Source organism: Streptomyces sp. NPDC006435 (assembly GCF_040612315.1).
Classification (GTDB): Bacteria; Actinomycetota; Actinomycetes; order Streptomycetales; family Streptomycetaceae; genus Streptomyces.
This window is the reverse complement of record NZ_JBEXPY010000006.1, coordinates 91397-105406: the sequence shown is the minus strand read 5'-3', so window position 1 is coordinate 105406 and position 14010 is coordinate 91397. Positions and strand designations below refer to the sequence as shown.

General features: G+C 70.9%; 15 protein-coding genes. 8 read left to right on the top strand and 7 right to left on the bottom strand.

All coding sequences use genetic code 11. From position 1 onward, the window contains the following. Positions 1–265 precede the first annotated feature (265 nt). Complete coding sequence (locus tag ABZZ04_RS09475; RefSeq protein WP_187438703.1) at positions 266–616, top strand: WhiB family transcriptional regulator; 351 nt, start codon at positions 266–268, stop codon at positions 614–616. Between the two features lie 22 nt (positions 617–638). Here the strand turns inward: ABZZ04_RS09475 and ABZZ04_RS09470 are convergent, their stop codons facing one another. Together ABZZ04_RS09470 and ABZZ04_RS09465 are read right to left on the bottom strand one after the other, a co-directional pair. Then, on the bottom strand, positions 639–2054 hold the full coding sequence (locus tag ABZZ04_RS09470) for an ArsA family ATPase (RefSeq protein ID WP_356931604.1): 1416 nt from the start codon (positions 2052–2054) through the stop codon (positions 639–641). After that, a complete protein-coding gene (locus ABZZ04_RS09465) occupies positions 2051–3049 on the bottom strand; it encodes an ArsA-related P-loop ATPase (RefSeq protein ID WP_356931603.1) in 999 nt (332 codons plus the stop codon). Before ABZZ04_RS09465 ends, ABZZ04_RS09470 begins: the two co-directional genes overlap by 4 nt. 82 nt (positions 3050–3131) lie before the next feature. Between ABZZ04_RS09465 and ABZZ04_RS09460 the strand changes: the two genes are divergently transcribed. From ABZZ04_RS09460 to ABZZ04_RS09445, 4 genes are all read left to right on the top strand, one after another. Next, positions 3132–3290, top strand: coding sequence for a DUF4177 domain-containing protein (locus tag ABZZ04_RS09460; RefSeq protein WP_003967454.1), 159 nt, complete (start codon positions 3132–3134; stop codon positions 3288–3290). After that, positions 3290–3760, top strand: coding sequence for a RidA family protein (locus tag ABZZ04_RS09455; protein ID WP_356931602.1), 471 nt, complete (start codon positions 3290–3292; stop codon positions 3758–3760). The genes ABZZ04_RS09460 and ABZZ04_RS09455 overlap by 1 nt, the downstream gene beginning before the upstream one ends. 193 nt (positions 3761–3953) lie before the next feature. Next, a complete protein-coding gene (locus tag ABZZ04_RS09450) occupies positions 3954–4925 on the top strand; it encodes an NUDIX hydrolase (protein ID WP_356931601.1) in 972 nt (323 codons plus the stop codon). After that, positions 4922–5761: an MBL fold metallo-hydrolase gene (locus ABZZ04_RS09445; protein WP_356931600.1), complete on the top strand. Its 840-nt coding sequence runs from the start codon at positions 4922–4924 to the stop codon at positions 5759–5761. Before ABZZ04_RS09450 ends, ABZZ04_RS09445 begins: the two co-directional genes overlap by 4 nt. Before the next feature lie 160 nt (positions 5762–5921). On the opposite strand, the gene ABZZ04_RS09440 is transcribed toward ABZZ04_RS09445, so the two are convergent. Then, positions 5922–6596: a Crp/Fnr family transcriptional regulator gene (locus ABZZ04_RS09440; protein WP_148840632.1), complete on the bottom strand. Its 675-nt coding sequence runs from the start codon at positions 6594–6596 to the stop codon at positions 5922–5924. 289 nt (positions 6597–6885) lie between these two features. Between ABZZ04_RS09440 and nth the strand changes: the two genes are divergently transcribed. The 3 genes from nth to ABZZ04_RS09425 all read left to right on the top strand — a co-directional run bounded on the left by nth (position 6886) and on the right by ABZZ04_RS09425 (position 9989). After that, on the top strand, positions 6886–7791 hold the full coding sequence (nth, locus tag ABZZ04_RS09435) for an endonuclease III (protein WP_356931770.1): 906 nt from the start codon (positions 6886–6888) through the stop codon (positions 7789–7791). A gap of 73 nt (positions 7792–7864) precedes the next feature. Then, the gene (locus ABZZ04_RS09430) at positions 7865–8695 is read left to right on the top strand and encodes a CoA pyrophosphatase (RefSeq protein WP_356931599.1); all 831 of its coding nucleotides are present in this window, start codon (positions 7865–7867) and stop codon (positions 8693–8695) included. Positions 8696–8783: 88 nt separating this feature from the next. Next, on the top strand, positions 8784–9989 hold the full coding sequence (locus tag ABZZ04_RS09425) for a MarP family serine protease (RefSeq protein WP_356931598.1): 1206 nt from the start codon (positions 8784–8786) through the stop codon (positions 9987–9989). A gap of 202 nt (positions 9990–10191) precedes the next feature. Here the strand turns inward: ABZZ04_RS09425 and ABZZ04_RS09420 are convergent, their stop codons facing one another. The 4 genes from ABZZ04_RS09420 to nhaA all read right to left on the bottom strand — a co-directional run bounded on the left by ABZZ04_RS09420 (position 10192) and on the right by nhaA (position 13814). After that, on the bottom strand, positions 10192–10395 hold the full coding sequence (locus ABZZ04_RS09420; protein ID WP_356931597.1) for a hypothetical protein: 204 nt from the start codon (positions 10393–10395) through the stop codon (positions 10192–10194). A gap of 106 nt (positions 10396–10501) precedes the next feature. Then, positions 10502–11422 carry an alpha/beta hydrolase gene (locus ABZZ04_RS09415; RefSeq protein WP_356931769.1) on the bottom strand — a complete coding sequence of 307 codons (921 nt, stop codon included), beginning with the start codon at positions 11420–11422 and terminating at the stop codon, positions 10502–10504. A gap of 404 nt (positions 11423–11826) precedes the next feature. Then, positions 11827–12360, bottom strand: a complete 534-nt coding sequence (locus ABZZ04_RS09410) for a phage holin family protein (protein ID WP_356931596.1) — start codon at positions 12358–12360, stop codon at positions 11827–11829. Positions 12361–12407: 47 nt separating this feature from the next. Beyond that, positions 12408–13814, bottom strand: a complete 1407-nt coding sequence (gene nhaA / locus ABZZ04_RS09405) for a Na+/H+ antiporter NhaA (protein WP_356931595.1) — start codon at positions 13812–13814, stop codon at positions 12408–12410. Between the last annotated feature and the right edge of the window lie 196 nt (positions 13815–14010).

The window sequence follows — 14010 nt, the reverse complement described above, 5'->3', positions numbered from 1 at the left end:
GCGTTCCCGAATTCGCCTCGTGTGTCATTGAACGTCCGTTGTGATCCAGGTGAACTGTCCCTATTTCGCCGGGATGGTCGCGCATGTCCTCACCTCACTCCCCTGGGTGATCTGCCGCATACGCATAGTCCGTTCGGGCCATCCAAGATTGGGCCCGAAGGGGGTGTTGTGCTGTCGCCACCTTCCGTAACGTCCTCAACTGGCAGCGGTGAATATGCCGCTGTCGCCGTGGGGGAGCCTCGATTCGGGAGAGGACGGCGCCGTGATGGGCTGGGTAACCGACTGGAGTGCGCAGGCAGCCTGCCGCACTACCGATCCGGATGAACTGTTCGTACAAGGAGCAGCGCAGAACAGAGCCAAGGCGGTGTGCACCGGATGCCCGGTGCGGACCGAGTGCCTGGCCGACGCGCTGGACAATCGCGTCGAGTTCGGCGTGTGGGGCGGAATGACCGAGCGGGAGCGTCGCGCGCTGTTGCGCAGGCGGCCCACCGTCACGTCCTGGCGCCGGTTGCTGGAGACCGCGCGCAGCGAGTACGAGCAGTCCGCGGGCATCCTGCCCGTGGCGATCGGACTGGACGACGACGAACTGCACGAGAGGTACGCCGCGGTGGGATAGCGCGAACGAACGACCGGGCAGCTCAGGCCGGGGCGGAACCGGTCGTGAGCCGGTGCCCGATGGCCCGAAGGCCTTCGAGATCATGTACATCACCGGGCAGTGCGGCCACTTCGGTCACGGCGACCTCGGGGTGCATCGCGGTGAAGCGGTCGCGTGTGCGCTGTTCGCGCGCGACCACCTGCATCCGCTCGGCGTGCAGACGCAGCAGGCCGGCGGTCAGCTGATCGACGTGGTCCGTGGCGCTCGCGTGGTCCTCGTGGTCGGTGTGCTCGGGAGGATCGGGAGTGGTGTCGGGGGCGGCGACGGCTTCGGGCGGGGCGTCCGACCGGTCGGACGGCTCACGAAGTCCAGCCTTCCCGGTCGTCTGATCCACAATGCCGACCCCGTCAAGATTTTCTGCGGCGGCCAGGGCGTGCTCGGCCGAGAGCCGGGCGGCTTCGCTGCCGTGGACGCGGTTGAGCACCAGGCCGGCCAGCGGCATGTCCTCCGCGGCGAGCCGCTCCACGAAGTAGGCGGCTTCGCGCAACGCGTCCCGCTCGGGGGTCGCGACCACGAGGAATGCCGTGCCGGGTGCCTGGAGCAGGGTGTACGTGGCATCGGCCCGGGTCCGGAAGCCGCCGAACATGGTGTCCATCGCCGCGACGAAGGTCTGTACGTCACGCAGGAGTTGACCGCCGAGCAGCTTGCCGAGGGTGCCGGTCATCATCGACATGCCCACGTTCAGGAACTTCATGCCGGCCCGGCCGCCCATCTTCGCCGGGGCCATCAGCACCTTGATGAACTTTCCGTCCAGGAAGGAACCGAGCCGCTTCGGCGCGTCCAGGAAGTCCAGCGCGGAGCGCGACGGCGGGGTGTCGACGATGATCAGGTCCCACTCGTCGCGGGCGCGAAGCTGTCCGAGCTTCTCCATCGCCATGTACTCCTGCGTGCCCGCGAAACCGGCCGACAGGGACTGGTAGAAGGGGTTCTCCAGGATCGCGCGGGCCCGCTCGGCGTCCGTGTGCGCCTCGACGACCTCGTCGAAGGTCCGCTTCATGTCGAGCATCATGGCGTGCAGCTCCCCGCCGCCCTCGCTCTCGATGCCCGGGACCCGGCGCGGGATGTTGTCCAGCGAGTCGATGCCCATGGACTGGGCGAGCCTGCGGGCCGGGTCGATGGTGAGGACGACGACCTTGCGGCCGCGCTCGGCCGCCCGTACGCCCAGTGCCGCGGCGGTCGTGGTCTTGCCGACGCCGCCCGAGCCGCAGCACACGACGATCCGGATGGCGGGGTCGTCGAGCAGCGCGTCGGCGTCCAGCGCGGGTGCGGACAGCGGGGACGGCGGGGGCGGGGCGGTGGCCGCGGAGGAAGTCCGGGTCGCGGAGGAGCCCCGGGCCGCGGACGTGGTCGGCTTCCGGACCGCGGATGTGGCCGCGTCCGGTCCCGTGCGCTGTGTCATGTACCCACCCCTTGTCCCGCCCCTTGTCCCGTCCCCTCACCCACGCCCTGCTTGCGGAGTTCGGTCGCCAGGTCGTAGAGACCGGCCGAGTCGATGCCCTCGCCGATCAACGGGAGTTCGTACCCCGGCAGTTCCAGGCCAGCGAGCACCGCGCGCTGCTCGCGCTCCAGCTCGACCCGCTGGGCGTGCTCGGCGGCCTGCTCGACCAGGGGGCGCACCAGTGCCGCGGAGCCCGTCACCCCGGCCCGGGTCAGGGCCTTGGCGATCTCCTTGCGGCGGCCGCCCGAGGCGGTGCGCAGGGCCTCCTCGTCCAGCAGGTGCGGCCGCACCATGTTCACGATGACCCGGCCCACCCCGAGCCCGGCGGCCCGCAGCTCCGCGATGCCGTCCGCGGTCTCCTGCACCGGCATCTCCTCCAGGAGCGTCACCAGATGGACCTCGGTCTCGGGCGACTTGAGCACCCGCATCACGGCCTGGGCCTGATTGTGTATCGGGCCGATCCGGGCCAGCCCGGCCACCTCGTCGTTCACGTTGAGGAAGCGGGTGATGCGTCCGGTGGGCGGGGCGTCCATGATCACGTGGTCGTAGACGTACCGGTTCTGCTTGTCCTTGCGGCGGACGGCCTCGCAGGCCTTGCCGGTCAGCAGCACGTCCCGCACGCCGGGCGCGATGGTGGTGGCGAAGTCGATGGCGCCGAGTTTCTTGAGCGCCCGGCCCGCGCTGCCGAGCTTGTAGAACATCTGGAGGTAGTCGAGGAGCGCGCGCTCGGCGTCGATCGCGAGGGCGTACACCTCGCCGCCGCCCGGCGCGACGGCGATCTTGCGCTCCTCGTACGGAAGGGAATCCGTCTCGAAGAGCTGGGCGATGCCCTGCCTGCCCTCGACCTCCACGAGGAGGGTGCGCCTGCCCTCGGCCGCGAGGGCGAGCGCGAGGGCGGCGGCGACCGTGGTCTTACCGGTACCGCCCTTGCCGCTGACGACCTGGAACCTGCTCACGTATTCGAGCCTAACCAGTCACACCGCGGGCTACGCACGAGGCTGCGCGTGCCGGTAATCACGCAGGCACTACAGTCGGGCCATGACCAAGTGGGAATACGCGACCGTGCCCCTTCTCGTGCACGCGACCAAGCAGATTCTGGACACCTGGGGCGAGGACGGCTGGGAGCTGGTCCAGGTCGTTCCCGGCCCGAACAACCCCGAGCAGCTCGTGGCCTACCTGAAGCGGGAGAAGGCGTAGTGGCGGGCGCAGTCGAGGCGAGGCTCGCCGAGCTCGGGCTGACGCTGCCGGCCGTCGTCCCGCCGCTGGCCTCGTACCAGCCGGCCGTGCAGTCGGGGGTGTACGTGTACACGTCCGGCCAGCTGCCGATGGTGGACGGCAAGCTTCCGGTAACCGGCAAGGTGGGGGCGGAGGTCACGCCCGAGGAGGCCAAGGAACTGGCGCGGACCTGTGCCCTCAACGCGCTGGCCGCGGTGAAGTCCGTCGCGGGCGACCTGGACCGGATCGCCCGGATCGTGAAGGTCGTGGGCTTCGTGGCGTCGGCGTCCGACTTCACCGGGCAGCCCGCCGTGATCAACGGCGCCAGCGAGCTGCTGGGCGAGGTGCTGGGCGACAAGGGCGTCCACGCGCGCAGCGCTGTGGGCGTCGCGGTGCTGCCGCTGGACGCGCCGGTGGAGGTCGAGGTCCAGGTCGAGCTGGTCGGGGCCTGAGCCGTACGCCTGAGCCGGGCCGGGGCTGCCCGCCCGGGATCCCGTGGGCTCGCCGAGCCCGCTGGGCCCGTTGATCCCGTTGATCCCGTCCGGTCATGACGACCGGGCGGGATCAGCTGTGTACAGGGGCGCCTGCCGGGAGCGGATCAGTGCACCTCTCGAACATCGGCGCGGTTCCGGATAGCCTCCGGCCATGTCCAATGGTCAGTGGTACCCACCGGAATGGCCCGACCGGATCCGGGCACTCGCCGCAGGCGAGCTGAGCGCCGCGACCCCGAAGCGGGCCGCCACCGTGATGCTGCTCCGGAATCCCGCCGTCGGCACCGGGGGCGGTCCCGCCGTCCACATGCTGCGCCGCCGCGCCTCCATGGCTTTTGCCGGCGGGGCGTACGCCTATCCGGGTGGCGGGGTGGACCCGCGCGACGACGACCGGCTCGTCGCCTGGGCCGGACCCGGGCTGGACATCTGGGCCGACCGGCTCGGCGTCGGTACGCAGGCCGAGGCCCAGGCCATCGTCTGCGCGGCGGTGCGCGAGACGTACGAGGAGGCGGGCGTCCTGCTCGCGGGGCCGGGCGCGGACACGGTGGTCGGCGACATCACCGGCGCGGACTGGGAGGCCGACCGGCAGGCGCTGGTCGCCCGGGAGCTGTCCTTCGCCGAGTTCCTGGACCGGCGCGGCCTGGTGCTGCGTTCCGACCTGCTGGGCGCCTGGGCGCGCTGGATCACCCCCGAGTTCGAGCCCCGTCGCTACGACACCTGGTTCTTCGTCGCCGCGCTCCCCGAGGGCCAGCGCACCCGCAACGCCTCCACGGAGGCCGATCGCACGGTGTGGATCGCTCCCGGCGAGGCCGCCGACGGATACGACCGGGGCGAGCTGCTGATGATGCCGCCGACCGTGTCGACGCTGCGGGCGCTGAGGCCGTACGGGACGGTCGCGGAGGTCCTGAAGGCGGCGGACTCCCAGGACCTCACCCCCGTACTCGCACGGGCGAGGCTGGAGGGTGACGAGTTGGTGCTGAGCTGGCCGGGACACGACGAGTTCACCAAGCACATCCCGGGCAGGGCGGACGGCGGCGGGGCCGGTTCGGGTTCCGCCTCCGGCGAGGATGCCGGTTCCGGTTCCGCTTCGGGTGCGGAGGCCGGTGCGGGGGGTGGGTCCATATGAGCGATGCGGCAGCGCTGCCCGGACAGCCGCGCGGCGCGGTCCTGTCCGGCCCCGCCACCACCCGTGCCGTCAACGTCCTCGCGCCCAACGCCTCGCCGATGACGCTGGACGGCACCAACACCTGGATCGTCGCCGAGCCCGGCTCCGATCTCGCGGTCGTCATCGACCCGGGCCCGCTGGACGACGCGCACCTGCGGGCCGTCATGGAGACCGCCGAGCGGGCGGGCCGCCGGATCGCGCTCACCCTCCTCACCCACGGGCACCCCGACCACGCGGAGGGCGCGGCGCGCTTCGCCGAGCTGACCCGGACGAAGGTGCGCGCCCTGGACCCGGCGCTGCGCCTCGGCGACGAGGGGCTGACCGCGGGCGACGTGGTCACCACCGGAGGGCTGGAACTGCGGGTCGTGCCCACCCCGGGGCACACCGCGGACTCGCTCTCCTTCCACCTGCCGGCCGACCGGGCCGTGCTGACGGGCGACACGATCCTCGGCAGGGGCACCACGGTCGTCGCGCATCCGGACGGGCGGCTCGGCGACTACCTCGACTCGTTGCGGCGGCTGCGCTCGCTGACTGTCGACGACGGCGTGCACACGGTGCTGCCGGGGCACGGACCGGTGCTGGACGACGCGCAGGGCGCGGTCGAGTTCTACCTCGCGCACCGGGCGCACCGGCTGGCCCAGGTGGAGACGGCGGTCGAGGCCGGGCACCGTACGGCGTCGCAGGTGGTGGCGCACGTGTACGCGGACGTGGACCGGTCCCTGTGGCCCGCCGCGGAGCTCTCGGTACTGGCCCAGCTGGAGTACCTGGGCGAGCACGGGCTGATCGAGACGGCGTGAGGCCCCGCCGGGCGGCGGGGCCTCACGTACGGAGTCGACACGACCGGCGTCCGCCCGGGGCGTGCCCGAGGTCCGTCCGGCGCGGTCCGGGTCGGTCCGGACCGATCAGGCCAGGTCCTGGTCCGGGCCCGTGCCCGGCGGGACCGGGCGGTGGGACCGGTCAGCGGGACCGCTTCGCCAGGCGCTCCACGTCCAGCAGGATCACGGCGCGCGCCTCCAGGCGCAGCCAGCCGCGTCCGGCGAAGTCGGCGAGGGCCTTGTTGACCGTCTCGCGGGAGGCGCCGACCAGCTGGGCCAGCTCTTCCTGGGTCAGGTCGTGGACGACGTGGATGCCTTCCTCCGACTGGACGCCGAAGCGGCGCGACAGGTCGAGGAGGGCGCGGGCGACACGGCCCGGAACGTCCGAGAAGACCAGGTCGGACATCTGGTCGTTGGTCTTGCGCAGGCGGCGGGCGATGGCGCGCAGCAGGGCCGCGGCCACCTCGGGGCGGGCGTTCAGCCAGGGCTGGAGGTCGCCGTGCCCGAGGCCGAGGAGCTTGACCTCGGTCAGCGCGGTCGCGGTGGCGGTGCGGGGGCCCGGGTCGAAGAGGGACAGCTCGCCGATCAGCTCGCCGGGGCCGAGGACCGCCAGCATGTTCTCGCGCCCGTCGGGGGAGGTGCGGTGGAGCTTCACCTTGCCCTCGGTGACCACGTAGAGGCGGTCGCCCGGGTCGCCCTCGTGGAAGAGCGCGTCGCCGCGTGCGAGGGTCACCTCACTCATCGAGGCGCGGAGCTCCGCGGCCTGCTCGTCATCGAGCGCCGCGAAAAGCGGGGCGCGCCGCAGAACGTCGTCCACGAGTTCTCTCCTTGTCGGCCTGTTCCGGGAACCGTGGTCCCCATCATGCAGGACGGTAAAACAGTGCGATCAATCACAAACCAGTTTGACGCACGGACGTGCCGAATCGTGCGGCAGGGGGCCGATCGGGGGCGGATGTGCGGTGACCGGGGCGGATGTCGGTACGTGGCTCTAGGCTGGTCGGGTGTCCAAGTCGCCGGTGAGAGCGCAGGCCAAGGGGGCTGATGGGGTGTCGGAAGGCCGTGATTCCGCTGTGGGCGAACAGGGCGTGAATCGTTCGGAACGGGGTGTGATCCGCCCTGGGAAGGCGACAAAGGGCGCCAAGGAGGAGGTTGTGTCGAAATCGGCCTCCAAAGGGGAGAAGGCGCCGAAACCCGCCGCTAAGGGGAATAAGGCGCAGAAATCTTCCGCCAAGGGGGCGGGGCGGAAGCCGGAATCGCGCCTGGCGATGGTCCGCCGTGCCCGCAGGATCAACCGTGAGCTGGCCGAGCTCTACCCGTACGCCCATCCCGAGCTGGACTTCAGGAACCCCTTCGAGCTCCTCGTCGCCACGGTGCTGTCCGCCCAGACCACCGATCTGAGGGTCAACCAGACCACTCCCGCGCTCTTCGCCGCCTACCCCACCCCCGAGGACATGGCCGCGGCCGTCCCGGAGGAGCTGGAGGAGATCATCCGGCCGACCGGTTTCTTCCGGGCCAAGGCCAAGTCGCTGATAGGGCTCTCCGCGGCGCTCCGGGACGACTTCGGCGGCGAGGTGCCGGGCCGGCTCGCCGACCTCGTCACGCTTCCGGGTGTCGGCCGCAAGACCGCCAACGTTGTCCTGGGCAATGCTTTCGGTGTTCCGGGAATCACTGTGGACACCCATTTCGGGCGCCTCGTACGGCGTTGGAAGTGGACGGAGCAGGAGGACCCGGAGAAGGTCGAGGCGGAGATCTGCGCGATCTTTCCCAAGAGCGAGTGGACGATGCTCTCGCACCGCGTCATCTTCCACGGCCGTCGCATCTGCCACGCCCGCAAGCCCGCCTGCGGTGCCTGTCCGATCGCCCCGCTCTGTCCCGCGTACGGGGAGGGCGAGACCGACCCGGAGAAGGCCAGGAAGCTGCTGAAGTACGAGATGGGCGGTCGGCCGGGCCAGCGGCTGAGCCCACCGGCGGACTACCCGGGCAGACCCGCACCGGCTCCGGGGGCCGACTGATACGCGGCGCCCGTCACGGCGCCGCTGCGGAACGAAACGCGTGACCACAGGCGTTGTGAGACGAGGGGTGCTCATGAGGACGCACGAACAGAGCAAGGAACAGAGCGAGGAAGCGACAACCGGGCCCGCCGTATCCGCCGTACCCGCCGCGGGAAACCGTTCCCCGAACGGTCCCGCGGCCGGCACGGGGGCCGGCACCGCCGCCACGGCCGCCGCGCCCGGCGCCGGTCATGGCACCGGGGTCGCCGTCACGGCCGATGGCCTGCCCACCTGGCTCGGCCCCGTGGCCGACGCCGCACGGACCGTCGAGCCCGACCAGCTCAGCAGCTTCCTGCCGCCCGAGAACGGGGCCGGTCGGCAGTCCGCCGTGCTCGTGCTCTTCGGCGAGGGCGGGCACGGCCCCGAGCTGCTCCTCATGGAGCGGTCCGGAAGCCTGCGCTCCCACGCGGGGCAGCCGTCCTTCCCGGGCGGTTCCCTGGACCCGGAGGACGGCGACCCGGCGACGACGGGACCGCTCAGAGCCGCGCTGCGGGAGGCCCAGGAGGAGACCGGCCTCGATCCGCGCGGGGTCCAGCTCTTCGGCGTGCTGCCCCGGCTCTACATCCCGGTGAGCGGCTTCGTCGTGACACCGGTCCTCGGCTGGTGGCACTCGCCGAGCCCGGTCGGTGTCGTCGATCCGGGTGAGACGGCCCGCGTCTTCACCGTCCCCGTGGCGGATCTCACGGATCCGGCGAATCGTGCGACCGCGGTCCATCCGAGCGGTCACCGGGGCCCGGCATTTCTGGTCGAATCCGCCTTGGTCTGGGGTTTCACCGCCGGAGTGATCGACCGGATTCTGCACTTCGCGGGCTGGGAGCGCCCCTGGGACACCACCAGGCAGGTGCCGCTCGACTGGCGCGCATGACAGGCTGACTCCCGTGCTGACCCGTCCGGCCCGGTCCGGACCCAGCCGAAGGAATGGGCCCGGTGACGAATCTGCGAGGCTATAGACGGTGAACGTGCTGGACATCCTGCTGCTGGCCGCCGCCGTGTGGTTCGCGGTCATCGGCTACAGACAGGGGTTCGTCGTCGGCATCCTGTCGGTGATCGGGTTCCTGGGCGGCGGTCTCGTCGCCGTCTACCTGCTGCCGGTCCTGTGGGACCAGCTGACGGACGGCTCCGAGGTCTCGTCCTCGGCGGCCGTCGTGGCCGTCGTCATCGTGATCGTCTGTGCCTCGGTGGGGCAGGCGTTCACCACCCACCTCGGCAACAAACTCCGCCGGTACATCACGTGGTCGCCCGCGCGCGCCCTCGACGCGACCGGCGGCGCCCTGGTCAACGTCGTCGCGATGCTGCTGGTCGCCTGGCTGATCGGCTCCGCGCTGGCCGGTACCTCGCTGCCGACGCTGGGCAAGGAGGTCCGCAGCTCATCGGTCCTGCTCGGGGTCTCCCGGGTGATGCCCGCGCAGGCGTCCACCTGGTTCACGGACTTCTCCTCCGTCCTCGCGCAGAACGGCTTCCCACAGGTCTTCAGCCCGTTCGCCAACGAGCCGATCACCGAGGTCCGGCCCCCGGACCCGGCGCTGATGAACAGCCCCGTCGCGGCCCGCGCCAAGAAGTCCATCGTCAAGGTCGTCGGCACGGCCCCGAGCTGCGGCAAGGTCCTCGAAGGCACCGGCTTCGTCTTCTCCGACCGCCGGGTGATGACCAACGCCCACGTCGTCGGCGGCGTCGACGAGCCGACCGTCCAGATCGGCGGCCAGGGCCGGCTGTACGACGCCAAGGTCGTCCTGTACGACTGGCGGCGGGACATCGCCGTGCTCGACGTGCCGGACCTCGACGCGAAGCCGCTGAAGTTCACCGACGGCGACGGCGACGCCCGCACGGGGAACGACGCCATCGTCGCGGGCTTCCCGGAGAACGGCTCGTACGACGTCCGGTCCGCGCGCGTCCGGGGCCGCATAGACGCCGACGGCCCGGACATCTACCACCGGGGCACCGTCCGGCGCGACGTGTACTCGCTCTACGCGACCGTCCGTCAGGGCAACTCCGGCGGGCCGCTGCTGACGCCCGACGGCAAGGTGTACGGAGTCGTCTTCGCGAAGTCGCTCGACGACCCCGACACCGGTTACGCGCTGACGGCCGACGAGATCCGCCAGGACATCGAGCGCGGCCGTTCCGCCAACCAGCAGGTCGACAGCCAGGGGTGCGCCCTGTAGCCGTTCGTCACGGCGAGGCCCCGCGGCAGCGGCGCCGCGGTGAAGTGGTCGAGCGGCGAAGCGGCCTAGCGGTGAAGCAGCCGAGTGGTGAAGCAGCCGCGGTGAAGTGGTCGCGGTGAAGTGGTCGCGGTGAAGTTTCGTGATGATGCCCCGCCCCGCCCGTCCGGTGAACGGTCACCGGACGGTCAGGACGGGGCGGGGATCATCCGCGTGGATGGCGCAACCGCGCCGAGACCCAACGGGCCCTGCGGCGCAGAATGCGCGGGATTCCGAGCCGGGGATCATGCGGAGCATGCATATCGTGCACCCGGCCCCGGGGGCCGTCCCCCTCATGAGTGCTCGGACCAGCCGTGGCGGTCGAGCGGCGGTTGCGTGCTGCGTCACCGAAGTCGTGCGTCCAGCCCATACCCGGACGTCTGCCCGTGCCTCATGGTCGGTAACCGCCCATCCGTCAGCCAATTGGCCTATGCGCCGGGCAATTGGCTGTCCGTCGGACAAGTGTGCGCACAAGGTTACCGATCGGGCTCGGAATCCTTGAGCCAGTTGATGAGTTCGGCCGAGAAGCCGACCGGGTCCTCCTCGTGGGGGAAGTGCCCCAGACCGTCGAAAAGTCGCCAGCGGTACGGCGCCTCGACGTACTCGCCGGACCCCGCCGCGCTGCGCGTCCGGATCGCCGGATCGAGTGAACCGTGCAGGTGCAGCGTGGGTACCCGTACCGGTCGCTTCATCCGGCGGTTGAACTGGATCCCGTCCGGACGGGCCAGGGAGCGCACCATCCAGCGGTAGGGCTCTATCGAGCAGTGCGCCGTCGACGGGATGCACATCGCGTGCCGGTAGACGTCCAGCGTCGCGTCGTCGGGGAACTCCGGGGTGCGGGGGCCCGCCCATTCGTGGATCAGCCGGCCGACCAACGCCGCGTCGTCCGCGACGAGCTGACGCTCCGGCACCCAGGGGCGCTGGAAGCCCCAGACGTGCGAACCCGCCCGGGTCTGGGCGAAGTCGGAGAGCATCGAGGAGCGCCAGCGGCGCGGGTGCGGCATCGAGGAGACCACGAGGCGGCGCACCAGCTTCGGCCGCATCACCGCGGCCGTCCAGGCGAGGTAGCCGCCCATGTCGTGGCCGACCAGCGCCGCGTCCGGTTCGCCGAGCGAGCGGATCACGCCGGTGACGTCGAGCGCCAGGTTGGCGGGGTCGTAACCCCGCGGTGTGCGGTCGCTGCCGCCGACGCCGCGCAGGTCCATCGCGACGGCACGGAAACCGGCGTCGGCGAGTGCAGTGAGCTGGTGGCGCCAGGTCCACCAGAACTGCGGGAAGCCGTGCAGCAACAGCACCAGCGGTCCCTCGCCGAGCTCGGCGATGTGGAAACGGGCGCCGTTGGCCGCCACGTCCCGGTGGGTCCACGGCCCGTCGATCCGCACGGGGCCACCGGGCAGGACCGGGCCGGGAGCGGTGGGCGAGGCGGCCGCGCCGGAGGAGGAGAGGGAGACGGGGCGCAGGGACGATCCGGACGAGCCCGGTCCGTCCACAGGCGCCGAACCGCCGCCGATGTCGGGACCCGGACCGCCCTCCGTACCAGGAACACCGGCCTGGGCCGAAGAACCGTCCGTACCCGGGCCCGGGTCCGCACCCGGACCCGAGTCGAGGTTCGGGCCCGAGCCTGAATCCGGGCCCGAGCCTGAATCCGGGCCCAGGTCCGGACCCGAGTCCGAGGAGCCGTCCGGGCTGGAAGAACCGTGCGGGCCGGGACGGCCGACCGTACTCGCCGGGCCGGCTGAATCTTCCGGACCTACTGGACCCACGGGGCTCAGTGGGCCGAATGCGCTGGAATCGGGGACCGTCATGTGGACGAGCGTGCCACAGCGGACGCCCTGTCCTGGACCGGCGCCTTCTCCATGGCCCGGTCGGCCAGCGTGCTGCCGACGGCGGCCGGGCGGCTCGTTCCCGTCGCGACCTCATGACGCGGATGCGGCTTGACGCCCTGCAGCACGGCCGCCGTCTGCTTCGCCGAGGCGATGGACTTCTGCGGCGGCTTCACCTTCTTGAACTTGGCGACGGCGAACAGCGCGAGCAGCAGGCCCAGGATCACGAAGGCGCTGCCCACGATCAGGAACGACCAGGCCAGCCCGAGCCCCAGGTTGTGGATGCCGTACGCCGCCGCGAAACTCAGCACCGGGATCGCGAACAGCACCAGCACGCCCGCGATGATGAACGCCACACTGCCGATGACGCCGCGCTTGACGTCCTGTCGTACCTCCGCCTTGGCCAGGGCGATCTCGTCGTGCACCAGTGCGGACATCTCGGCCGTCGCCGCGGCGACCAGTTGTCCGAGACTGCGGTCGGCACCGCCCGCGTTGTTGCCGGGGTCGCTCATCCCTGACTCCCTCTCCAGTCCTGCTGCTCAACACATCTGGTGTCAGATCATGCCGGACTGTCCGGCTCGTTGCGCGCTGCCCCCGCCAGTTCGGCAAGGCGGCGGTGTTCGGCCGCCTTCCTCTCGTGTATCGCGGCCATCCGCAGGTGATACTCCGGGTCGCCCTGCTCGTAGATGTCGGGCACCCCGTCCTCGTCCTCGTCGCGCTCCTCCGCCTCGTGCAGTGCCCGGTACCTGCGGACCCGGAGCTTGAGCAGTACGGCGGAGAACACCGCGGCCATCAGCGAACCGATCAGCACCGCGGCCTTGATCTCGTTGATCGTTTCCTTGTCACCGGCGAAGGCCAGCTCGCCGATGAGCAGCGAGACGGTGAAGCCGATCCCGGCGAGCGAGGCGACCGCGAAGACGTCCGCCCAGGCCAGCTCCTTGTTCAGCTCCGCCTTGGTGAAACGGGTGGCCAGCCACGTACCGCCGAAGATGCCCAGCGTCTTGCCGACGACGAGCCCCAGGACGACGCCGAGTGTCTCGGGCCGGCCGAAGACGTTCGCCAGCGCACTGCCGGAGAGGGAGACCCCGGCCGAGAAGAGCGCGAACATCGGAACGGCGAAACCGGCCGACAGCGGGCGGACGAGGTGCTCGATGTGCTCGCCGGGGGACTCGCTCTCGCCCTCCCGCCGGGCACAGCGGAGCATCAGGCCCATGGCGACACCGGCGATCGTGGCGTGGACGCCGCTGTTGTACATCAGGCCCCAGATGACCAGGGCGAGCGGTACGTAGATGTACCAGCCGCGCACGTTCTTGCGCAGTAGCAGGTAGAAGACGGCGAGGCCGGCGAAGGCACCGCCGAGGGCCAGGAAGTTGATCTGCTCGGTGAAGAAGACCGCGATGATCAGGATCGCGAAGAGGTCGTCGACGACGGCGAGGGTCAGCAGGAAGGCGCGCAGTGCGTTCGGCAGCGAGGTGCCGATGACGGCGAGCACGGCGAGCGCGAAGGCGATGTCGGTGGCGGTGGGTACGGCCCAGCCGTCCGTCGAGCCTCCGCCGACCACGTTCACCAGGGTGTAGACGAGGGCCGGAACCGCCATTCCGCACAGCGCGGCGACGACCGGGAGGGCGGCCGCCTTGGGGTCGCGCAGTTCGCCCGCGACCAGTTCCCGCTTGAGTTCGACGCCCGCGACGAAGAAGAAGATCGCGAGCAGCCCGTCCGCCGCCCAGTGCTCCATGGAGAGGTTGAGGCCCAGCGACGCCGGTCCGAAGTGGAAGTCGCTGACGGCCTCGTAACTGGAACCGAAGATGTTCGCCCACAGCAGGGCGGCTATCGCGGCGACGAGCAGGATGACGCCGCCGACGGTCTCGGTGCGCAGGGCGTTCGTGAGGTAGTTCCGCTCGGGCAGGGACAGGCGGCCGAGCAGGGTACGGCGGGGCGACGGGGGTGCGGGGGTGGGCGCGGCCACGAGTGAGGACCTCCGGGTCGGTACGGCAGCGATGGCATGGCTGATGCACTTGCCGACCAGACTTCCCGGCACACCCTGGGGTTTCTCTATGCGTCTTGTTCCGCTTTTCCTGCTCGCTCGGCTCTGTTTACGCAGCAACCACTTTACCCGGGGTGTGCGCGGGACTCTATGCGGTGATCTTCACCCTAAATGCCCG